This is a genomic window from Rhodobacter sp. 4.3.4 (assembly GCF_058724655.1).
The window spans coordinates 240,270-260,577 of record NZ_CM178967.1; the positions used below are offsets into that span (position 1 = coordinate 240,270).

The window sequence follows — 20,308 nt, forward strand, 5'->3', positions numbered from 1 at the left end:
CGGGAACCAGATGACACCGCTTTCGCAAATCGCTTGGGACGATACCGTCCTGCCGTTCCAACTTGACCGCTCGGATGTGCGCGGCCGGATCGCCCGCCTTGATGGCGTGCTGGAAGACGTGCTGCGCCAGCACGATTACCCCGCCATCGTCGAAGGGCTGGTGGCGGAAATCGCCCTGCTGACGGCGCTGATCGGGCAGACGATGAAACTGCGCTGGAAGCTCTCGCTGCAGGTGCGCGGCAAGGGGCCGATCCGGATTCTGGCCACCGATTATTACGCCCCCGAAACCGAGGGCGGCTCCGCCCGCATCCGTGCCTGGGCCAGTTTCGATCCGGCGCGGCTGGAGGAAGACGCCGATCCCTTCAGCCAGATCGGCGAGGGCTATCTGGCCGTGCTGATCGACCAGGGCGAGGGGACGCTGCCCTATCAGGGCATGACGCCCTTGGCCGGGGGCTCGCTTTCGACCTGTGCCGAGACCTATTTCGCCCAGTCCGAACAGCTGCCGACGCGGTTCCAGCTTGCTTATGGCCGCTCGACCGAAACCGGGCAGGCCGAACGCTGGCGGGCCGGTGGCGTGATGCTGCAGATGATGCCCTCCTCGCCCATCGCCGCGCGCGAAGGCTCGGGCGAGGGCGGTCTTCTGCGCCATGCCGACATTCTGGCCGGGGCCGAGGACGAGAACTGGACCCGGGCCAATGTGCTGCTGGATACGGTCGAGACGATGGAGCTGATCGGCCCCTCGGTCGGGCTGACGAACCTGCTGGTGCGGCTCTTCAACGAGGAAGTGCCGCGGGTCTATGATCCGGTGCCGGTGCGCTTCGGCTGCACCTGCTCGGCCGATCGGGTGCGCACCAGCCTGTCGATCTATTCGGCGCGCGATCTGCGCCACATGACCACCGCCGAGGGCACGGTGACCGCCGATTGCCAGTTCTGCGGCGCGCATTACGTGTTCGATCCGCTGACGCTGGGCTTCGAGGCGGTGAAGAACCCCGATGGCAGCCCGAAAGAGGCGACGGATGGCTGACGGCTTCGCGCCCCTCCTTGCCGCTCTGGCAAGGCCGGGGCGGCCGTCGTCGGATTTCGACCTGAACCCCGGCACCGTGCTGCCCGAGGGCCGTGTGCTGCGGCCCGCGGGGGTGCTGCTGGTCTTCGAGGAGACACCCGCGGGGCTGCGGCTTTACCTGACCAAGCGCGCCTCGCATCTGCGCCACCACCCGGGGCAGATCGCCTTTCCGGGGGGCAAGGTCGAGCCGGGCGACGCAGGCCCGGTGGCGGCGGCTTTGCGCGAGGCCGAGGAGGAAATCGGCCTGCCGCGCGCGGCGGTCGAGATCCTTGGCACGCTTGACCCGCATGAGACGGTGACCGGCTTTCTGGTCACCCCGGTTCTGGCGCGGCTGAGGGCGCCCTTCACCCCGCGCCCGGACCCGTCCGAGGTCGAGGCGGTGTTCACCATTCCCCTCTCGCATCTGGTTTCGGGCCGGTTCAGGGTCGAAAGCCGCCACTGGCGCGGCGGGATGCGGCACTATTATGTGGCGCCTTTTGGCCCGCATTACATCTGGGGCGCCACCGCGCGGATGCTGCGGGCGCTGACCGATCGGATGGGCCGATGAAGATCGCGGGCGACTGGCTGACGGCGGGCCATGTGCAAAAGGTGCTGGCGATGCTGTCGGGCGGCGGGCATCAGGCGCTTCTGGTCGGCGGCTGCGTGCGCAATGCGGCTCTGTTCCAGCCGGTTTCCGATATCGACATCGCCACCGATGCGCCGCCCGAACGGGTGATGGCGCTGGCGAAAGCTGCCGGGCTGAAGCCGGTGCCGACGGGGATCGCGCATGGCACGGTGACGGTCGTTGCCGATCATGTCGGCCACGAGGTCACCACCTTTCGCCGTGATGTCGAGACCTTTGGCCGTCATGCCACCGTGGCCTTCTCGACCGATCTGCGCGAAGACGCGGCGCGGCGCGATTTCACCATGAACGCGCTTTACGCAACGGCAGATGGCATCGTGATTGACCCTTTGGGCGAGGGCTTGGCCGATCTTTCCGCGCGACGCCTGCGCTTTGTCGGCGATCCGGCGCAGCGTATCACCGAGGATTATCTGCGCATCCTGCGCTTCTTCCGCTTCACCGCCTGGTATGGCGATCCCGACCAGGGGATGGATGCCGAGGGTCTGGCCGCCTGCGCCGCGTTTTCTGCCGGAATAGAGACGCTTTCGCGCGAACGTATCGGCCATGAGATGCGCAAGCTGCTGGCCGCCCCCGATCCCGCCCCGGCCGTCGCGGCGATGGCGGCAAGCGGCGTGCTGGCGCAGGTTCTGCCCGGCGCCGAGGCGCGGTTTCTGGCGCCGCTCGTGCATCTGGAAGGCTCTGTTCCGCCGGATCCGCTGCGGCGGCTGGCCTGTCTGGGCGGCGAAGACCCGGCCGACCGGCTCCGGCTTTCGAAAACCGAGGCCCGGCGGCTGGAGCAGTTGCGCACGGCCCTTTCCGGTCCCGGCTCGGACGCTGAACTGGGCTATCGCTACGGCGCCGAGACGGGGCGCGATGCGCTGCTGATCCGCGCCGCTGCGCTGGGGCAAGACATCTCCGATTCCAGCCGGAACAGGGTCGCATTCGGGGCGGCGCAAAGGTTCCCGGTCAGCGCCGCCGACCTGATGCCGACGCTTGCCGGACCGGCCCTGGGCGCGCGGCTGAAAGCGCTGGAAACCCGCTGGATCGCCTCGGGCTTCTCGCTTTCGCGTGAGGCGCTGCTTGCCGCCGACGGCTGAGCTTCCCCTTTCCTCTTCGCCCGCTATATTCAAGGACGAAAGGAAATCCGATGATCGACGCCTTCCTGCCTGCCGAGGGCCCGCCGCCCTCGCGATTCACGCCGTTTCTGCGCTGGTGCCTGAAGGGCGCCTGGCCCGCTGTCTGGATGGCCGGGATCGCCTCGGCGCTGGCGGGCTCGATGGAGGTGGGGGCGGCCTGGCTGCTGGGGCTGGTCATCGATTCCGTCGTCGGCGCCGATCCCGCGACCTATGCCGGGCAGCATCTGTGGCTGCTTTTCGCCTTCGTCATCTTCTATCTGGTGATCCGGCCCGGAGCCTTTGGGCTTTCGACCTGGACGACGAACATGCTCGTGGCGCCGAATGTGATGCCGCAGGTGCTGTCGCGGCTGCACCGCTGGACGATGGGGCATTCGGTCACCTTCTTTGACAACGACTTTGCCGGCCGCATCGCGCAAAAGCAGATGCAGACCGCCCGCGCCGTCACCGATGTGGTGTCCGAAGTCATCGGCACGGTCTTTTTCGCGCTCGCCTCGATCATCGGCTCGGTGGTGCTTTTGGCTGGAATAGACACTTGGGGGGCGCTGGCGCTGGCGCTTTGGCTGGTGTTCTATCTGCTTCTGATCCGGGCCTTCCTGCCGCATGTGCGGGGGCGGTCCAAGGCCCGCGCCTCGGCCCGGGCGATGGTGACGGGGCAGGTCGTCGACACGATCACCAACATCAAGACGGTGAAGCTTTTCGCCCATGCCGCCCACGAGGATCAGGTGGCGCTGGGCGCGATGGAGGGGTTCCGCACCGCCACACGGCGTTTCGGCGTCACCTCCACCTGGTACCGGCTGAGCCAGATCACCTTCTCCGGCCTGTTGCCGATCCTGCTGGTCGGCGGTGCGATGCTGATGTGGCGCAAGGGCGCCGCGACGCCGGGTGACATTGCCGCCGCGGGGGCCGTTGCCATGCGCATCGCGCAGATGTCGGGCTGGGTGTCGCAATCGCTGATGGCGCTGTGGTCGAACATCGGTGAGGTCGAGGATGGCATGCGCACCCTGACCCCCGCCCATGCGATCACCGACGCGGCCGATGCGCAGGTGCTGGGCCGGGTGAAGGGCGAGGTCCGGTTCGATCAGGTCAGCTTCGCCTATGGCCGCGAGAAGGGCGGTATCGAAGCGGTCGATCTGACGATCCGGCCGGGGGAGCGGATCGGCATCGTCGGCGCCTCGGGGGCGGGGAAATCGACGCTCGTCTCGCTGCTGCTCAGGCTCTATGACACCGAAAAGGGCGCGGTGCGGATCGATGGCACCGACCTGCGCGCGGTCACGCAGGAAAGCCTGCGCCGCAATATCGGCATGGTCACGCAGGAAACCGCGATGTTCAACCGCTCGGCGCGGGAGAACATTCTGTATGGGCGCCCCGATGCGACCGAGGCCGAGATGATCGCCGCCGCACAGGCCGCCGAGGCGCATGACTTCATCCTGGGGCTGGTCGATCACACCGGCAAGACCGGCTATGACGCGGCGCTCGGCGAGCGCGGGGTGAAGCTGTCGGGCGGGCAGCGGCAGCGGATCGCGCTGGCGCGGGCCTTCCTGAAGAACGCCCCGATTCTGGTGCTGGATGAGGCGACCTCGGCGCTCGACAGCGAGGTGGAGGCGGCGATTCAGCAGGCGCTTGGACGGGTGATGGAGGGCAAGACCGTGCTGGCCATCGCGCACCGGCTCTCGACCATCGCGGAAATGGACCGGATCGTCGTTCTGGATCAGGGGCGAATCGTCGAGGAAGGCAGCCATGCCGAGCTTCTGGCGCAGAACGGTCTTTATGCGCGCTACTGGAACCGGCAATCGGGCGGCTTCCTTGGCACCGAGGAGGAAGAGGCCGAAGAGCCGCTGCCGGGCGCCGAGGCCGCGCAATAGGCTTGGCGGGGCGGTGCCCATCGGCTAAGCGGGCGCAAAGGAGCCCGCCCATGCCATTCACCATCGATCGTCTTTCCCTGCTTGCCGATGGCGTCGCGCATGGGCCTGAGGGCACCGTGCATGTGGCGATGGCGCTGCCGGGCGAGCTGGTCGAGGGGACGGTCGAAAATGGCCGCATCGCTGCGCCCTCGATCGTCACGCCCTCGCCCGACCGGGTGAAGGCGCCCTGTCCGCACTACCGCGCCTGTGGCGGCTGTCTGTTGCAGCATGCCTCGGAGGCTTTCGTCGCGGGCTGGAAGGCGCAGGTGGTGGAAACCGCGCTGGTGGGCCGGGGCATTGCCGCGCGGGTTGCCCGGGTCGAAACCTCGCCCGAGTTTTCGCGCCGCCGCGCGACCTTTTCCGGGCGGCGGACGAAGAAAGGCACGCTGGTCGGCTTTCACGCCCGCGCCTCGGATACCGTCGTCGAAGTGCCCCAATGCCGGATCCTGCGGCCGGAGCTGCTGGCCGTGCTGCCTGCGCTGAACGCGATGACGGCGGCGGGGGCCTCGCGCAAGGGCGAGATTTCCTTTGCGGTGACACTCTCCGAAGCCGGGCTGGAAGTGGCGGCCAAGGGCGGCAAGGAGATCGACCCCGCGCTGTTTCAGACCCTTGCGCGTCTGGCCGAACAGCAGGATTTCGCCCGGCTGAGCTGGGAGGCCGAGACCATTGCCGCCCGCCGCCCGGCGCTGCAGAGCTTTGGCGCCGCCCGGGTCAACCCGCCGCCCGGGGCGTTCTTGCAGGCCACCGCCGCGGGCGAGGCGGCCCTGGTCGATTTCGTGCGCGAGGCCACCCGCGGCGCGGCGAAGATCGCCGATCTGTTCGCCGGTTGCGGCACCTTTGCCCTGCCGCTGGCCGCGACGGCCGAAGTCCATGCGGTCGAAAGCGAGGCCGCGATGCTGGCCGCGCTCGACAAGGGCTGGCGCGGGGCGCAGGGTCTGAAGCGTCTCACCCACGAGGCCCGCGATCTGTTTCGCCGCCCGCTTTTGCCCGACGAGATCGACCGTTTCGACGCCGTGGTGATCGATCCGCCGCGGGCGGGCGCCGAGGCGCAGGTGGCCGAGATCGCCGCATCACGGCTGCGCCATCTGGCCTATGTGTCCTGCAACCCGGTGACCTTTGCGCGGGATGCCGAAAAGCTGGTGCAGGCGGGCTTTGCGCTGGCTGACGTGATCGTGGTCGATCAGTTCCGCTATTCGGCGCATATCGAGCTTGCAGCAAGCTTCCGGCGCACGTAAGGCCATCGCGCCCGGCCTGATTTCCTGATAGGCTGGGCGCAACGATAACACCAAACTACCGGCAGCACACAGGCACGTCATGCACCGTCGCACGCTTCTTCTGGGGCTTTCCAGCCTCACACTTCTGGCCGCTTGCGGCGGCGATTCCGCAAAATTCCGCAATTATTCCGGGCCCAAGGTCACCCAGATCCAGGTCTTCAAGCGCAAACGGAAGATGTTCCTCTTCATCGGCGACGATGTGGTGCGGAAATACAGGATTTCCCTTGGCAATCGGCCGGTCGGCACGAAGCGCTTCGAGGGCGATGGCAAGACCCCCGAGGGGCTTTACCACATCACCCATCACAATCCGCGGTCGGCCTATCACCTGTCGCTGGGCGTGTCCTATCCGAATGACCAGGATCGCGCCTTTGCCGAGGAACATGGCCGCAAGCCGGGCGGCGACATCATGATCCACGGTCAGGGGCGGAAATACCGCGGCCGCCGCGATGACTGGACCGCGGGCTGCATCGCGGTGACCGATGCCGAGATCGAGGAAATCTACGCGATGGTGCCGAATGGCACGCCGATCCTCATCTTCCCCTGATCCGATCCCCGGACAGGCAAAAGGCCCCCGCGGGGGCCTTTTTCGTTTCTGCTGCGGGCCTTTTTACTGGCCGGTGACCATCGTCCACCAGATCTTGCCCGAGGGCTCCTGATACCAGGAAAAGCCCATCTGCGTCGCCGCCGGGTTCAGGATCACGTCGCGGGTGTCGGGAAGACCCATCCAGGCCGACAGGGTCTCGGTCTCGGTCTCGTAGGTCTCGGAGATGTTCTCGCCGAGGAACTGGCCCATGAAGCCCGCGCGCTGCACGCGCTGCAAGGGCGAGGACCCGTCCGAGCCCCAGTGCCAAGGCCGGTTCTGATCGGCCATGTCACGGGAATGCCGTTGCGCGGCCGCGGTCAGCGCCGGGTTCAGCGCCACCGGCGCGGTGCCGCGGGCGGCGCGCAGCGTGTTCACGGCCTCGACAACCCGCGCCGGGATTTCCTTCGCATCGCTTTTGGAGATGCGATACATCTGCGGCAGCGGCTTGCCATCGGGGCCGATCTGTTCGCCGGAAGTGGTGCAGGCCGCCAAGGCAAGGCTGGCCGAAACAAGCAGGACGGTAGCGCGGATCATGGGTTCCCCTCGGATTTGAGCGGTGCCTTACACCGCCGCGCGGGGCGGCGCAAACCCACAGTTGCGTGAAACGTCACAATGACGCCGGTTTGATTTGCACCTGCGGCCCGGCGGCATTAAGGAAGCGCCCTGAATCGTTCACGCCCTACGGAGTTCACCCATGTCGGATGCGCGCAAGATGCTCGATCGCCGTTCCTTCCTCGGCACCGCCGCATTTGCCGGGGCCTCGCTGGCTGCGCCCGCGGTGCTTGCCCAGGCCATGCCGGATACCGGTCTCGAGCAGCGCGAGGAAACCGCGAACACCAATATGCGGCGCAACATCTCGAGCTTCCGCGAGCTCGACTGGAAGCCCTATTTCGCCAACACCAGAAACGGTGTCATCCTGGTCGACACGATCTCGCGGGCGCTGCATTTCTGGTCCGAGGATGAGACGATCTACAAGCTTTACCCGACCTCGGTGCCGGTGTCGGAAGAGCTGACCCGCCGCGGCCGCACCGAGATCATCCGCAAGGTGAAGAACCCGACCTGGTCGCCGACGCCCTCGATGAAGCAGCGCAACCCGGAATGGCCCGATTTCGTCGGCGCCGGTCCGGACAATCCGCTGGGCACGCGGGCGCTGTATCTCAGCTGGCAATATTACCGCATCCACGGCACCCATGACACGCGCAAGATCGGCCGCAAGTCGTCGAACGGCTGCGTCGGCCTGTTCAACCAGCATGTCGAAGAATTGTACGAGCTGGTGAAGGTCGGCACCCAGGTCGTGCTGATCTGAGACCCGGATCATCGGCAAAGGAAAGGGGGCCAGTGGCCCCCTTTTTCATCTCCGGTCTTGTCATCCCGGCCGCGGGTGGGCGGATCAGTCGATCCAGCCCGCCAGATTTTCCTCGACCACTTCCAGCAGCGCCGCGATATGCAGATCGTCGTCGTTCAGGCAGGGCACATAGGTGAAGCTTTCGCCGCCCGCATGCTCGAAGGCCTCGCGGATCTCGCCGTTGATTTCTTCCAGCGTCTCGATGCAATCGGCCGAAAAGGCGGGGGAAATCACCGCGATGTTCTTCTTGCCCGCTTCCGCAAGCTGCACCACATGCTCGACCGTATAGGGGCGCAGCCATTCCTCGGTGCCGAAGACCGACTGAAAAGTGGTGTCGATCGAATCCGGCCCCCAGCCCAGCCGTTCGCGCAACAGCCGCGAGGTTTTCTGGCATTGGCAATGATAGGGGTCGCCCTCGCGGTGATAGCGCTTGGGCATGCCGTGATAAGAGGCCACCAGCACGTCGGGCCGGGTGTCGAGCGTCGCATAGACCCGCTCGACCGAACTGGCCAGCGCCTCGATATAGCTTGGCCTTGCGAAATATTCCGGCGCAGTGCGGGCGGCGGGCTGGCGTTTCACCTGCATCAGCGCGCGGAAGAACTGGTCGTTCGCCGTGGCCGAGGTGGCGCCCGCATATTGCGGATAAAGCGGCAGGAACAGGATGCGTTCGCAGCCCTGCGCCAGCATGTCATCGAGCACGTCACGGGTCGAAGGATTGCCGTAGCGCATGCAGAAATCGACCACCACATTGCCCGCGCCATAGCGGCTCTCGACCGCGGCGCGCAGCTTGCGCACCTGATCGCGGGTGATCGTCATCAAGGGGCTTTCGTCGCGCTCCTCGTTCCAGATCGAGCGATAGTTGTTGCCCGAGGTGAAGGGCCGCTTCGACAGGATGATCAGCTGCAACAGCGGCTGCCATTTCCAGATCGGATAGTCGATCACCCGCCGATCGGAGAGGAATTCGTTCAGATAGCGCCGCATCGACCAGTAGTCGGTGGCGTCGGGCGTGCCAAGATTGGCCAAGAGCACGCCGACACGCGGCACCGGCACCGGCGGATGGTCGGCGGGGGCGTGCGAAAGGATGCGGTTGGCAATCGTCATGACGTGTCCTGATGGCTGTCCGGTCCCGGAGGTATAGCTTTTTCATTTCGGGTCAATGAAAAGCTGAACAATATCCCTGTGCAATCTTTGCGCGGCATCACCCCTGCGGCGTTTTGCCCAGCACCTTGGTCAGGGAACAGGTGGCAGAGCCCGGTCGCAGCGGTTTTTGCTGGCTTTCATGCGGTTTCCAGCCGGTCAGCCAGACCATGTCGAAACTGGCCCGCACCCGCCCCTCGGCATCGGCGAAATGGGCCGCGTACCGCGCCAGCGCCTGCGCCAGCACCGCGCGCGGGGTGAAGCTGCGCCGCCGCGCGCTCAGCGCATTCGTCTCGCCCATCGCCCGCAGATCGCGCAACAGCCGCAGCGGATCGCCATAGCTGACCCGGCGCAGCACGCTGTCGGCCACCGGCAGCGCCAGCCCGGCGCGTTGCAACAGCGCCCCCAGATCGCGGATCTCGCCCATCGGCAGCACCCGTGGCGACAGACCGCCGGTCACTTCGACCTCGGCCTCGGCCAGAACCGCGCGCAGCTCGGACAGGGTCTGGCCGCCGAACAGCACGGCGATGAACAGCCCGTCCGGCCGCAGCGCCCGGGCGCATTGCACGATCTGCCCCACCGGATCTTCGGCCCAGTGCAGGCACATCGCATGCACCACCAGATCATGCGCCCCGGGGGCGAGATCAAGCACCTCCTCGTCGGCGACGATCTTCGCGCCGGGCAGGATTTCCGCCCAGGGTTGCAAAAAAGGCGTCACCACAGCCGCAGATGTAAAGGTTCTGTTAACCTCGTTCAGTCTCTCCTGAAGCTCGACGGCGGCGTCGTTGTGCAGGAACAGCTCGGGCCCAAGCGCGCGGGCGCGGGCGCGGTGGTGCAAAAGGGCGGTGCGGTCGGTCAGGCGAGGGGATTGGGTCATGGTCAGGGCAAAAGATAGGGCGGTTCGTCCGCAGATGCCAGATGCCCTGCGGTCGGCCTTGCGGCTGGCGCTGCATACGGTGTTTCCGCCGCGCTGCCTCTGTTGTGGTGCCGCGGTCGGCTCCGATGACGGGCTGTGCGGTCCGTGCTGGCGCGAGACCAGTTTCATCTCCGGCACCGTCTGCGACGGCTGCGGCACCCCCCTGCCGGGCGAGGAGGCGGGGCCGGTGCTCTGCGACCAGTGTCTTGCGCAACCGCGGCCCTGGGCGCGGGGGCGGGCGGCGTTTCTTTATGCGGGCACCGGGCGGAAACTGGTGCTGCAGCTGAAACATGCCGACCGGCTGGACCTGGTGCCGCCGCTGGCGGCGATGCTGGCGCGGGCGGCCGCGCCGATCCTGCGGCCGAAGATGCTGGTGGCTCCAGTGCCGCTGCACCGGCTGCGGCTGTTGCGGCGCAAGTTCAACCAGTCGGCGCTGCTGGCGCAGGCCGTCGCGCGTGAGGGCGGTCTGGCCTGCCTGCCCGATCTGTTCCTGCGCACCCGGCCCACGGCGGCGATGGAGGGGATGACCCGCGCCGAACGCCGGGCCAATCTGGAGGGCGCCATCGCGGTCACCCCGAAACATCTGGACCGGATCAGGGGCAGGCATCTACTGCTGATCGACGACGTGCTGACCTCGGGGGCGACGCTGGAAGCCACGACCGAGGCGGCCCTGACCGCGGGCGCGGCCAGGGTTTCGGTTGCGGTTCTGGCCCGCGTTGCACGCGACGGCTGAAGCCCTTAGCTTGGGGGCAGAAGGAGCCCCCATGAAACGTGTCGAAATCTACACCACCCGCACCTGCCCCTATTGCCTCGCCGCCAAGGAGCTGCTGACCGCCAAGGGCGTCACCTTCGAGGAAACCGATGTCGGCGCCGATCCCGCGCTGCGGGCGGCGATGCGCGACCGCGCGAATGGCCGCCATACCGTGCCGCAGATCTTCATTGGCGGCAGGCATGTCGGCGGCTGCGACGACCTGCATGCGCTGGATGCCGCGGGCAGGCTTGATCCGATGCTGGCCGACTGATGCGCGCGGCTCTGGTCCAGCTTTCGGTGACCGATGATCCGGTGGCGAACCTGCCGGTAACGGTCGATTTCATCCGCGCGGCCGCGGCCGCGGGGGCGGGCTTCGTGCTGACGCCGGAATGCACCAATCTTCTGTCCTCGGACCGGGCGCATCAGCGCGCGGTGCTGGCGCATGAGGCAGAGGATGCGACGCTTGCCGCCCTGCGCGCCGAGGCGGAACGGCTGGGCATCTGGCTGCTGATCGGCTCGCTGGGGCTGAAGACCCATGATGCCGATGGCCGCTTTGCCAATCGGTCGTTCCTGATCGGGCCTTCGGGGCAGATCGTGGCGCGGTATGACAAGATCCATATGTTCGATGTCGATGTCAGCCCGACCGAGCGCTATCGCGAATCCGAGGCCTACCGCCCCGGGACGAAAGCGGTCCTGGCCGAGGCCGGTTTCGCGCGGATCGGCATGGCGATCTGCTACGACCTGCGGTTTCCGCAGCTCTTTCGAAGGCTCTCGCAGGCGGGGGCACAGCTGCTGACCCTGCCCGCGGCTTTCAACGACACCACGGGCGCGGCGCATTGGGAAAGCCTGATCCGGGCGCGGGCGATTGAAAACACCTGTTTCGTGCTGGCCCCCGCGCAATGCGGCACCCATGCCGCCCATGCGGGCAAACCGCGCCGCACCCATGGCCACAGCCTCGCCGTCGCCCCCTGGGGCGAGGTTCTGGCCGATGGCGGCACGGAGCCGGGGGTGACGCTGGTCGATCTGGACCTTGCCCGCGTCGCCGAGGCCCGCGCCCGCGTGCCCTCGATTGCCCATGACCGCGGGTTTGACGGCCCATGAGCGATCCGACCGACCCGCTCGCCGCCGCGCTGTTCGCCGAGGTCTTCATGGCCGATCAGCTGGCGCGCAACGTGGTCAGCCGGGCGCTGCCGAAGGGGATGGAGATTTCCCACTTCTCGGTGCTCAACCATCTGGCCCATATCGCCGAGGAACGCACGCCTGCCCAATTGGCCGCGACCTTCCACGTCACCCGCGGCGCGATGACCAACACGCTGTCGAAACTGGTCTGGGCGGGGCATGTGCATATCCGCCCCGACTGGGACGACGCGCGGCGCAAATTCGTGGCGATCTCGCCCGCGGGGCGACAGGCGCGGGATGCGGCGCTGGCCTCCTTCATGCCGGTGATTGCCGATGTGGTGCGCGACATCGGCGCCGACAAGGTCCGCGCGGCCCTGCCCGTGCTGCGCGAATTGCGGCTGCGGCTCGAGGAAAGCTGAGGTCGGACGGGGGGCTTTCCGCCCCCCGCACCCCCCGAGCGTATTTGGACCAAGAAAAAGCGAGGCGGTTTTTTCTTGGTTCAAATACGCAGTCTTCACATCAAAAAGGCCCCGCCGGCGAACGGCGGGGCAAGGTCGTGCCTGAAACCATCGTTCAGACACCGGCGGTAACCGCTTGATCTTTCAGTTCATCTCGGCGCGGATCTGCTGGCGCAGCAGGTCGATCGGCACCATTTTGCCGTCGCGCTTGAAATGCCAGTAGGTCCAGCCGTTGCAGCTGGGCGCGCCTTCCAGATGGGCGCCGACCTGATGGATCGAGCCCTTCACGTCATTGCCGACCAGCGTGCCATCGGCGCGGACCTTCGCCTTGAAGCGATTGCCGATGGAATAAAGTTCCTCGCCCGGGCGCAGCATGCCGCGTTCGACCAGCTGGCCAAAGGGCACGCGCGGTTCGGCGCGTTTCGAGCCGGTGATCTCCAGCGCCTCGCGGTCGAATTTGCGCACTTTGTCGATGCGTTTGCGGGCGGCCTCGCGATAGGCTTCCTCGCGCTCGATGCCGATGAAATCGCGGCCGAGCATCTTCGCCACCGCGCCCGTCGTGCCGGTGCCGAAGAACGGGTCCAGCACCACATCGCCCGCATTGGTCGTGCCGAGGATGATCCGGTGCAGCAGGCTTTCCGGTTTCTGCGTCGGATGCGCCTTGTCGCCCGCGTCATCCTTCAGCCGCTCGTTGCCGGTGCAGATCGGCAGCACCCAGTCCGAGCGCATCTGGACGCCTTCATTCAGCGCCTTCAGCGCCTCGTAGTTGAAGGTGTATTTCGCGCCCTCGGATTTGCTGGCCCAGATCAGCGTCTCATGCGCATTGGTCAGCCGCTTGCCGCGGAAATTCGGCATCGGGTTCGACTTGCGCCACACGACATCGTTCAGGATCCAGAAGCCCTGGTTCTGCAGCTCGGCGCCCAGACGGAAGACGTTGTGGTAAGACCCGATCACCCAGATCGCGCCATTGGGTTTCAGGATGCGTTTCGCCGCCGCCAGCCAGTCGCGGGTGAAAGTGTCGTAATGATCGAAGCTGCCGAACTGGTCCCAGGCGTCATCCACCGCATCGACCTTGGAATTGTCCGGCCGGTGCAGATCGCCGCGCAATTGCAGGTTGTAGGGCGGGTCGGCAAAGATCAGATCGACGCTTGCCTCGGGCAGGCCGTTCATCACCTGGATGCAGTCGCCCGCAAGTATTTCATTGAGCGGAAGCGCCGCCTGCGGCTTCCGCGTCTCGGATTTGCTCATGTCTGCCTCATTCTGCCCGTTCGGGTCTTGCCCTTGGGTCGCCAGCTTGTGCCGGTCTATGCGTGCAAAAATGAGTCAAAGATGAATCGTCGTCAATTTCTTTTTTGAATCAACGGGTTACAGAAATGTCTTGGCACAAGATGTTGTGCACGGGCTTGAACGAACGCCTATGAACGGGGGTGACCCCAAAATCTAGAAGCGCCTGCAGATGGTCCCGGGTCGGGTAGCCCGCGTTCCTTTCCCAGCCATAGCCCGGGTATTGTTGCGCCAAATCCACCATCAGCGCGTCGCGGGCTTCCTTGGCCAGGATCGAGGCGGCGGCGATCGAGACCGAGCGGGCATCGCCCTTCACGATCGCCTCGGCCGAGAGCGTCAGCGCCTTCGGCAGCCGGTTGCCGTCGATCAGCACGTGATCGGGCGGGGTTTTCAGCCCTTCGATGGCGCGGATCATCGCCAGATGGCTGGCCTGCAGGATGTTGAGCGCGTCGATTTCCGCGACCGAGGCATGGGCGACGGACACCTCTGCCGTCGCGGTGATCGCCGCCACCAGCGCGGCGCGGCGCTTCGCGGAGAGCTTCTTCGAATCATTCAGCCCTTCGGGAAGGCGGGAGAGGTCGAGCACCACGGCGGCGGCGGTGACCGGCCCGCAGAGGGGGCCGCGGCCGACCTCGTCGACGCCGGCGATGCGGGTGAAGCCGCGGGCAAGCGCGGCCTGTTCGAAACTGCTGTCGGGTGCGGTGCTCATGGCGCCGGTGTGGCGTCTGGCGCCGCGGATGGCAACGAAAAAGGCGCGAGGGTTCCCCCGCGCCAGGTCGTCCGGTTCAACGGTTGTGGTAGTAGCGCCAGTCATCCGGCCCCCAGGCCTGCGGCGGCGGACGGCGGTCGCGGCGATGCCCGCGCCGGTCAGAGCAGCCGGGGGAATGTTCCTCGATCCGGCGGCCGTCGCGGTCGTACCAGATCTCGACCCGGCAGTCGTCGGCGCGGCGATGATCGGGGTAGCCGCGGGGCGGCGGGGGCGGCGGGCGGCGGTCGCGACGGGGCTCATCGCTGTCGGCGATCGCGGCCAGCACGCCCAGACCGACGATCAGGCCCAGCGCGGCCCGGTCGCGGTCGTTCATGGCGCTGGCTTGCGTGGCCGAAAGTCCCGTCAGCGCGACGGCACCGGCAAGCACGGCGGCGGTCAGGCGCGGGAAGGCGAAGGCGGTCATGGCAGGGATCCTTTGAAGGCGGGCCGGGTTCGCAATGGCCCGCAGTTGCCTGACCAGATCATGGGGATCGCCCCCGCCGCAGCGCAATATCGGCCCGGTGTTATCCGATATCCGCCCCGAAAATCCCTTTGGTTCTTGCATGTCACGGCCCGCCCGTGCAGCCTGCGCCCATGATGAGACCCCTGTTCCTTGCCCTTTTGCTGCTGGCGGCCGCCCCGGCGCAGGCGCAGTGTTTCGCCTCGTGGAAGGCGAAACAGGATGCGCCCTTGCGGCTGATCTATGGCGTCTCCGAAGTGCCCGATGCCGCCTGTTCGAAGAAAGCCGCCAAGGCGGAGCTGGTGCCGCGTCTGGCGGCGGCGGGCTGGACGCTGCTGACCGTCGTTTCGGTCTTCGGCCCCGAGGGCCTTGAACAAAGAAAGGTCAGTTCCGGTGAATTCTTCCTCCGTTACTGAGGGGCTGAAGACCGGCTCGCGGGCGCTGATCTGGGGGGTGGTGGCGATTGGCCTTGCCCTTGCGGCGGCGGCGGCGTTCCTGTTCCTGTCGCTGCCTGACAGCAATGCCTTCGATGCCCGGGTCGAGCAGATCTTCGTGCAAAACGACGTGCTGACGAACCCGACGCAGCTGCGGCTGCTGGAGGTGCTGGCGCAATCTTCGAACACCTTCGCCGACATGCTGCATTCCTATCGGGTGATCATCTTCATCCTGCTGGTCTTTGCCATGGCGCTGATGGTGGCGGCGCTGGTGCTTTTGGTGGTGATCCTGGGTCTGAACCGGCGGATGAGCGCGATTCAGCGCGCCGGGATCGAGGTGCAGTCCCTGCGCATCCTGCGCGCGGAAAATGCGGTGATGCTGAACGACATGGTCTTCACCCTGACGCCCGCGGCGATCGAGACGCTCGCCGTTCTGGCCGAGGCGCGGATGGATGACGAATGGCTGACCGGCGCGCGGATCGAATCGGTGATCTCGGGCCGTCCCGAGGGGGATTGCGAGGAGGCGGCGGGGGCCACCCGGATCAAGCGGCTGCGCGACGCTTTGGGCAATGCGCTGGTGTCGGAACTGCTGGTGCGCAATGTTTCACGCAAGGGTTACACGCTCGGCGTAGCGAAGGAGCGGCTGCGGGTGGACTGATCCCTTGGCCCCCGATCCGCGAATCCTGTTGCGCGGGGGGGAGGGGGTCCTATATCGCGGCTTCACTTTCGCGCGGGGGGGCGCCCATGATTCCGACACCCTTCTACCTGATCGACGAGACGGCGCTTTTGCAGAACCTGCAAAAGATCGACCTTCTGCGCGAAGCCTCGGGCGCCAAGGCGCTTTTGGCGCTGAAATGTTTCGCCACCTGGTCGGCCTTCGACATCATGCGCCCGCATATGGACGGCACCACCTCCAGCTCGCTTTACGAGCTGCGGCTGGGGCGCGAGAAATTCGGCAAGGAGACCCACGCCTATTCGGTGGCCTGGTCGGATCGCGAGATCGACGCGGCTTGCAGCTATGCCGACAAGATCATCTTCAATTCGGTGGGCCAGCTGACCCGCTTTGCCGAGCCCTCGCAGGGCATCCAGCGCGGCGTGCGGCTCAATCCGCGATTTTCGACCTCCGGCTTCGATCTGGCCGATCCGGCGCGGCCGTTCTCTCGCCTTGGCGAATGGGATGTGACGAAGCTTCTGGGCGTTGCCGATCTGATTTCCGGCGTGATGATCCATTACAACTGCGAGAACCGCGATTTCGCGTTGTTCGATGCGCAGCTGGGCCGGATCGAGCGGGAATTTGCGCCGCTCTTGGAAAAGCTCGACTGGGTCAGCCTTGGCGGCGGCATCCATTTCACCGGCGAGGGCTATCCGCTGGAAGAATTGGCGCAGCGGCTGAAGGCGTTTTCGGAGCGTTTCGGCGTGCAGGTCTATCTGGAACCCGGCGAAGCCTCGATCACCAAATCGACCACGCTTGAAGTCACGGTGCTGGACCTGCTCGACAATGGCAAGCAACTGGCCATCGTCGACAGCAGCATCGAAGCGCATATGCTTGATCTGCTGATCTACCGCGAAAGCGCGAAGCTGCCGCAGGAGGGCGATCATGCCTATCAGATCTGCGGCAAATCCTGCCTTGCGGGCGACATCTTCGGCGAGGCGCGGTTCCCCGCGCCCCTGAAAGTGGGCGACCGTATTTCCGTGGCCGATGCCGCGGGCTACACCATGGTGAAGAAGAACTGGTTCAACGGCGTCAACATGCCCTCGATCGCGATCAAGCGCGCTTCGGGCCAGATCGATCTGATCCGCGAGTTCACCTATGAGGATTACCTCTCATCCCTGTCCTGAGGGGCTGATCGCCCCCTTCCCTGTCTCGTGAAAGGAGCCAGAAGAAGTGAAGAAGAACGTGCTTATCATCGGTGCCGGTGGCGTCGCGCAGGTGGTTGCCCACAAATGCGCGCAACACAACGACATTCTGGGTGACCTGCACATCGCATCGCGCACCACAGCGAAATGCGACGCCATCATCGCCTCGGTGCACGAGAAAAACGCGATGAAGGTGCAAGGCACGTTCACGGCGCATGCCGTCGATGCGATGGACACGGCGGCGGTGGCCGCGCTGATCCGTCAGACCGGGGCGCAGATCGTCATCAACGTGGGCTCGTCCTTCGTCAACATGACGGTTCTGCAGGCCTGCATCGAAACCGGCGTCGCCTATATGGACACGGCGATTCACGAAGACCCGAAGAAGATCTGCGAAACGCCGCCGTGGTATGGCAACTACGAATGGCAACGCCGCGAGGCCTGCAAGGCCGCCGGTGTCACCGCCATTCTGGGCGTCGGCTTCGATCCGGGCGTGGTGAACGCCTATGCCCGTCTGGCCGAGGAAGAGTTCCTCGACACGATCGAAAGCATCGACATCGTCGATATCAACGCGGGCTCGCATGGCCGCTGGTTTGCGACGAATTTCGACCCCGAGATCAACTTCCGCGAATTCACCGGCACGGTCTATTCCTGGCAAAAGGGCGCCTGGCAGACGAACAAAATGTTCGAAGTGGGCAAGGAATGGGATCTGCCCGTCGTCGGCACGCAGAAAGCCTATCTGACCGGCCATGACGAGGTGCATTCGCTCTCGGCCCGCTATCCGCAGGCCGATGTGCGCTTCTGGATGGGCTTTGGCGATCACTACATCAATGTCTTCACCGTGCTGAAAAACCTTGGCCTGCTGTCGGAAAAGCCGGTGAAAACCGCCGAGGGGCTGGAGGTGATCCCGCTCAAGGTGGTGAAAGCCGTGCTGCCCGATCCGGCCAGCCTTGCGCCCGATTATACCGGCAAGACCTGCATCGGCGACGTGATCCGCGGCACGAAGGACGGCAAACCGGCCGAGGTCTTTATCTACAACGTCGCCGATCACAAGGAAGCCTTCGAGGAAGTGGGCAGCCAGGGCATTTCCTACACCGCGGGCGTGCCGCCGGTGGCCGCCGCGATCCTGATTGCCAAGGGCATCTGGGACGTCGGCCAGATGGCCAATGTCGAAGAGCTGCCGCCGCGGCCCTTCCTGGAACTTCTGGGCGAGATGGGCCTGCCGAACCGGGTCATCGACGCCAGCGGGCAAGATCGCCCGATCTGAGCCCCCCGACCAGACCGAAGACACCCCGGGCCGCATCGGTCCGGGGTTCTGCTTTCCCCCTTCGCCCCTTGAGATACGGGCGAAAACGCACTAGACCCGCGCGAAACCGCAGTTCCGGAGGCTCCTCATGTCTGCTCCCAAGAAAGTCGTGCTTGCCTATTCGGGCGGCCTTGACACCTCGATCATCCTGAAATGGCTGCAGACCGAATACGGCTGCGAGGTCATCACCTTCACCGCCGATCTGGGGCAGGGCGAGGAGCTGGAACCGGCCCGTGCAAAGGCCGAGCTGATGGGGATCAAAAAGGAAAACATCCACATCGTCGACGTGCGCGAGGAATTCGTCCGCGACTTCGTCTTCCCGATGTTCCGGGCGAATGCGCTGTATGAGGGGCTTTATCTGCTCGGCACCTCGATTGCCCGGCCGCTGATTTCGAAACATCTGGTCGAGATCGCGCAAAAGCACGGCGCCGATGCGGTGGCGCATGGCGCGACCGGCAAGGGCAACGATCAGGTGCGGTTCGAACTGTCGGCGGCGGCGCTCGACCCGTCGATCCGGGTGATCGCGCCTTGGCGGCTTTGGGATCTGACCTCGCGCACGAAGCTTCTGGAATTCGCCGAGGCGAACCAGATCCCGATCGCCAAGGACAAGCGCGGCGAGGCGCCGTTCTCGGTCGATGCGAACCTTTTGCACACCTCGTCGGAAGGCCGCGTGCTGGAAGACCCGGCGCAGGAATTCCCGAACTATGTGCTGCAGCGCGTCGTGCCGGTCGAAGAGGCCCCGGATACGCCCGAGATGGTCGAGATCACCTTCGAGCGCGGCGATGCCGTCGCGATCAATGGCGAGGCGATGTCGCCCGCGACGATCCTCGCCAAGCTGAACGAGATCGGCGGCAAGCATGGCGTCGGCGTGCTCGATCTGGTGGAAAACCGCTTCGTCGGCATGAAGTCCCGCGGCGTCTATGAAACCCCCGGCGGCACGATCCTGCTGGAAGCCCACCGCGGCATCGAGCAGATCACGCTCGACGCGGGCGCCGGGCACCTGAAAGACAGCATCATGCCGCGCTATGCGGAGCTGATCTACAACGGCTTCTGGTTCAGCCCCGAACGCGAGGCGCTGCAGGCGCTGATCGACAAGACGCAGGAACATGTTTCGGGTACGGTGCGGATCAAGCTTTACAAGGGCAAGGCCTCGACCGTCGCGCGCTGGTCGGATCACAGCCTCTATTCCGAAAAGCACGTCACCTTCGAGGAAGACGCGGGCGCCTACGATCAAAAGGACGCGGCGGGCTTCATTCGGCTGAATGCGCTGCGGCTGCGCCTGATCGCCACCCGCAACGCCCGCGTGGCAAAGAAATGACGGCAAGGGTTGCCATTGTCACCGTTTCCGACCGCGCCGCGCGCGGGGACTACGAGGACAGGGGCGGGCCGGGCTGCGAGGACTGGTTGAGGGGTGTCGTCACGACACCCCTTTCCATTTCCCGGGTGATCATCCCGGACGGTCGCGACAGCGTGGCCGATTGCCTGCGCGGATTGGTGGGGCAGGGCGTCGATCTGATCCTCGTCACCGGCGGCACCGGCCCGGCGCCGCGGGACGAGACGCCCGAAGGCGCGGCCGAGGTGATCGAAAAGGAACTGGCCGGTTTTGGCGAGGAGATGCGGCGGGCGTCGCTGCGTGAGGTGCCGACCGCGATCCTGTCGCGGCAGACCGCGGGGATCGCGGGCAAAAGCCTGATCCTCACCCTGCCGGGCAATCCGCGCGCGATTGCGACCTGTCTGAATGCGGTTTTCGCCGCCGTGCCCTATTGCCTGGATCTGATCGGGGCCGGGCATATCGACACCGATCCGGGAAAGATCGCGGCCTTCCGCCCGAAGACGACGTAAGCAGGGGGCGCTGCCCCCTCTTTGCCTGACGGCAAATTCACCCCCGGGATATTTGAGGCAAGATAAAGGGGCCTGTTTTATCTTGCTCCAAATATC

General features: G+C 65.8%; 23 protein-coding genes. 17 read left to right on the forward strand and 6 right to left on the reverse strand.

Going from position 1 to position 20,308, the window contains the following annotated elements:
- Window positions 1–10: 10 nt before the first annotated feature.
- From hslO to AC4PTB_RS01115, 6 genes are all read left to right on the forward strand, one after another.
- Window positions 11–1,024: an Hsp33 family molecular chaperone HslO gene (gene hslO, locus AC4PTB_RS01090; RefSeq protein WP_492191289.1), complete on the forward strand. Its 1,014-nt coding sequence runs from the start codon at window positions 11–13 to the stop codon at window positions 1,022–1,024.
- Window positions 1,017–1,610, forward strand: coding sequence for an NUDIX hydrolase (locus AC4PTB_RS01095; protein WP_492191290.1), 594 nt, complete (start codon window positions 1,017–1,019; stop codon window positions 1,608–1,610). Before hslO ends, AC4PTB_RS01095 begins: the two co-directional genes overlap by 8 nt.
- The gene (locus AC4PTB_RS01100) at window positions 1,607–2,761 is read left to right on the forward strand and encodes a CCA tRNA nucleotidyltransferase (RefSeq protein ID WP_492191291.1); all 1,155 of its coding nucleotides are present in this window, start codon (window positions 1,607–1,609) and stop codon (window positions 2,759–2,761) included. The genes AC4PTB_RS01095 and AC4PTB_RS01100 overlap by 4 nt, the downstream gene beginning before the upstream one ends.
- Before the next feature lie 50 nt (window positions 2,762–2,811).
- The gene (locus AC4PTB_RS01105; protein ID WP_492191292.1) at window positions 2,812–4,662 is read left to right on the forward strand and encodes an ABC transporter ATP-binding protein; all 1,851 of its coding nucleotides are present in this window, start codon (window positions 2,812–2,814) and stop codon (window positions 4,660–4,662) included.
- Window positions 4,663–4,712: 50 nt separating this feature from the next.
- Window positions 4,713–5,936, forward strand: coding sequence for a class I SAM-dependent RNA methyltransferase (locus AC4PTB_RS01110; protein ID WP_492191293.1), 1,224 nt, complete (start codon window positions 4,713–4,715; stop codon window positions 5,934–5,936).
- A gap of 79 nt (window positions 5,937–6,015) precedes the next feature.
- Window positions 6,016–6,519, forward strand: coding sequence for a L,D-transpeptidase family protein (locus AC4PTB_RS01115; protein ID WP_492191294.1), 504 nt, complete (start codon window positions 6,016–6,018; stop codon window positions 6,517–6,519).
- Window positions 6,520–6,582: 63 nt separating this feature from the next.
- Here AC4PTB_RS01115 and dalA read toward each other — a convergent pair whose 3' ends face one another.
- A complete protein-coding gene (gene dalA, locus AC4PTB_RS01120) occupies window positions 6,583–7,092 on the reverse strand; it encodes a divisome-associated lipoprotein DalA (protein ID WP_492191295.1) in 510 nt (169 codons plus the stop codon).
- Between the two features lie 160 nt (window positions 7,093–7,252).
- Here dalA and AC4PTB_RS01125 point away from each other — a divergent pair, with 160 nt between their 5' ends.
- Window positions 7,253–7,864, forward strand: a complete 612-nt coding sequence (locus AC4PTB_RS01125; protein WP_492191296.1) for a L,D-transpeptidase — start codon at window positions 7,253–7,255, stop codon at window positions 7,862–7,864.
- A gap of 84 nt (window positions 7,865–7,948) precedes the next feature.
- Here the strand turns inward: AC4PTB_RS01125 and hemH are convergent, their stop codons facing one another.
- A complete protein-coding gene (hemH, locus tag AC4PTB_RS01130; RefSeq protein ID WP_492191297.1) occupies window positions 7,949–9,004 on the reverse strand; it encodes a ferrochelatase in 1,056 nt (351 codons plus the stop codon).
- A 97-nt stretch (window positions 9,005–9,101) separates the two neighbouring features.
- Window positions 9,102–9,917, reverse strand: coding sequence for a methyltransferase domain-containing protein (locus tag AC4PTB_RS01135; RefSeq protein WP_492191298.1), 816 nt, complete (start codon window positions 9,915–9,917; stop codon window positions 9,102–9,104).
- A gap of 34 nt (window positions 9,918–9,951) precedes the next feature.
- Between AC4PTB_RS01135 and AC4PTB_RS01140 the strand changes: the two genes are divergently transcribed.
- Genes AC4PTB_RS01140 through AC4PTB_RS01155 form a run of 4 tightly spaced genes read left to right on the forward strand, consistent with a single transcriptional unit; the run spans window position 9,952 to window position 12,245 of the window.
- A complete protein-coding gene (locus tag AC4PTB_RS01140) occupies window positions 9,952–10,689 on the forward strand; it encodes a ComF family protein (protein ID WP_492191299.1) in 738 nt (245 codons plus the stop codon).
- A 31-nt stretch (window positions 10,690–10,720) separates the two neighbouring features.
- A complete protein-coding gene (gene grxC / locus AC4PTB_RS01145) occupies window positions 10,721–10,978 on the forward strand; it encodes a glutaredoxin 3 (protein ID WP_492191300.1) in 258 nt (85 codons plus the stop codon).
- Window positions 10,978–11,808 (forward strand): carbon-nitrogen hydrolase family protein, encoded by an 831-nt coding sequence (locus tag AC4PTB_RS01150; RefSeq protein ID WP_492191301.1) that lies wholly within the window; start codon window positions 10,978–10,980, stop codon window positions 11,806–11,808. The genes grxC and AC4PTB_RS01150 overlap by 1 nt, the downstream gene beginning before the upstream one ends.
- Window positions 11,805–12,245 (forward strand): MarR family winged helix-turn-helix transcriptional regulator, encoded by a 441-nt coding sequence (locus tag AC4PTB_RS01155; protein ID WP_013065947.1) that lies wholly within the window; start codon window positions 11,805–11,807, stop codon window positions 12,243–12,245. The genes AC4PTB_RS01150 and AC4PTB_RS01155 overlap by 4 nt, the downstream gene beginning before the upstream one ends.
- A 183-nt stretch (window positions 12,246–12,428) precedes the next feature.
- Here AC4PTB_RS01155 and AC4PTB_RS01160 read toward each other — a convergent pair whose 3' ends face one another.
- The 3 genes from AC4PTB_RS01160 to AC4PTB_RS01170 all read right to left on the reverse strand — a co-directional run bounded on the left by AC4PTB_RS01160 (window position 12,429) and on the right by AC4PTB_RS01170 (window position 14,740).
- Window positions 12,429–13,532 carry a site-specific DNA-methyltransferase gene (locus tag AC4PTB_RS01160; RefSeq protein WP_492191302.1) on the reverse strand — a complete coding sequence of 368 codons (1,104 nt, stop codon included), beginning with the start codon at window positions 13,530–13,532 and terminating at the stop codon, window positions 12,429–12,431.
- A 109-nt stretch (window positions 13,533–13,641) separates the two neighbouring features.
- A complete protein-coding gene (gene rnhB, locus AC4PTB_RS01165) occupies window positions 13,642–14,277 on the reverse strand; it encodes a ribonuclease HII (protein WP_492191303.1) in 636 nt (211 codons plus the stop codon).
- 76 nt (window positions 14,278–14,353) lie between these two features.
- A complete protein-coding gene (locus AC4PTB_RS01170) occupies window positions 14,354–14,740 on the reverse strand; it encodes a hypothetical protein (protein WP_492191304.1) in 387 nt (128 codons plus the stop codon).
- Window positions 14,741–14,910: 170 nt separating this feature from the next.
- Here AC4PTB_RS01170 and AC4PTB_RS01175 point away from each other — a divergent pair, with 170 nt between their 5' ends.
- The 6 genes from AC4PTB_RS01175 (at window position 14,911) to mog (ending at window position 20,212) form a co-directional block, all read left to right on the forward strand.
- Window positions 14,911–15,192: a hypothetical protein gene (locus AC4PTB_RS01175; RefSeq protein WP_492191305.1), complete on the forward strand. Its 282-nt coding sequence runs from the start codon at window positions 14,911–14,913 to the stop codon at window positions 15,190–15,192.
- The gene (locus AC4PTB_RS01180) at window positions 15,170–15,868 is read left to right on the forward strand and encodes a hypothetical protein (protein ID WP_492191306.1); all 699 of its coding nucleotides are present in this window, start codon (window positions 15,170–15,172) and stop codon (window positions 15,866–15,868) included. Before AC4PTB_RS01175 ends, AC4PTB_RS01180 begins: the two co-directional genes overlap by 23 nt.
- An 86-nt stretch (window positions 15,869–15,954) precedes the next feature.
- On the forward strand, window positions 15,955–17,049 hold the full coding sequence (locus AC4PTB_RS01185) for a carboxynorspermidine decarboxylase (RefSeq protein ID WP_492191307.1): 1,095 nt from the start codon (window positions 15,955–15,957) through the stop codon (window positions 17,047–17,049).
- A 46-nt stretch (window positions 17,050–17,095) separates the two neighbouring features.
- Window positions 17,096–18,331, forward strand: a complete 1,236-nt coding sequence (locus AC4PTB_RS01190) for a saccharopine dehydrogenase family protein (protein WP_492191308.1) — start codon at window positions 17,096–17,098, stop codon at window positions 18,329–18,331.
- 127 nt (window positions 18,332–18,458) lie between these two features.
- Window positions 18,459–19,688, forward strand: a complete 1,230-nt coding sequence (locus AC4PTB_RS01195) for an argininosuccinate synthase (RefSeq protein WP_492191309.1) — start codon at window positions 18,459–18,461, stop codon at window positions 19,686–19,688.
- On the forward strand, window positions 19,685–20,212 hold the full coding sequence (mog, locus tag AC4PTB_RS01200) for a molybdopterin adenylyltransferase (RefSeq protein WP_492191310.1): 528 nt from the start codon (window positions 19,685–19,687) through the stop codon (window positions 20,210–20,212). Before AC4PTB_RS01195 ends, mog begins: the two co-directional genes overlap by 4 nt.
- The last annotated feature ends 96 nt before the right edge of the window (window positions 20,213–20,308 follow it).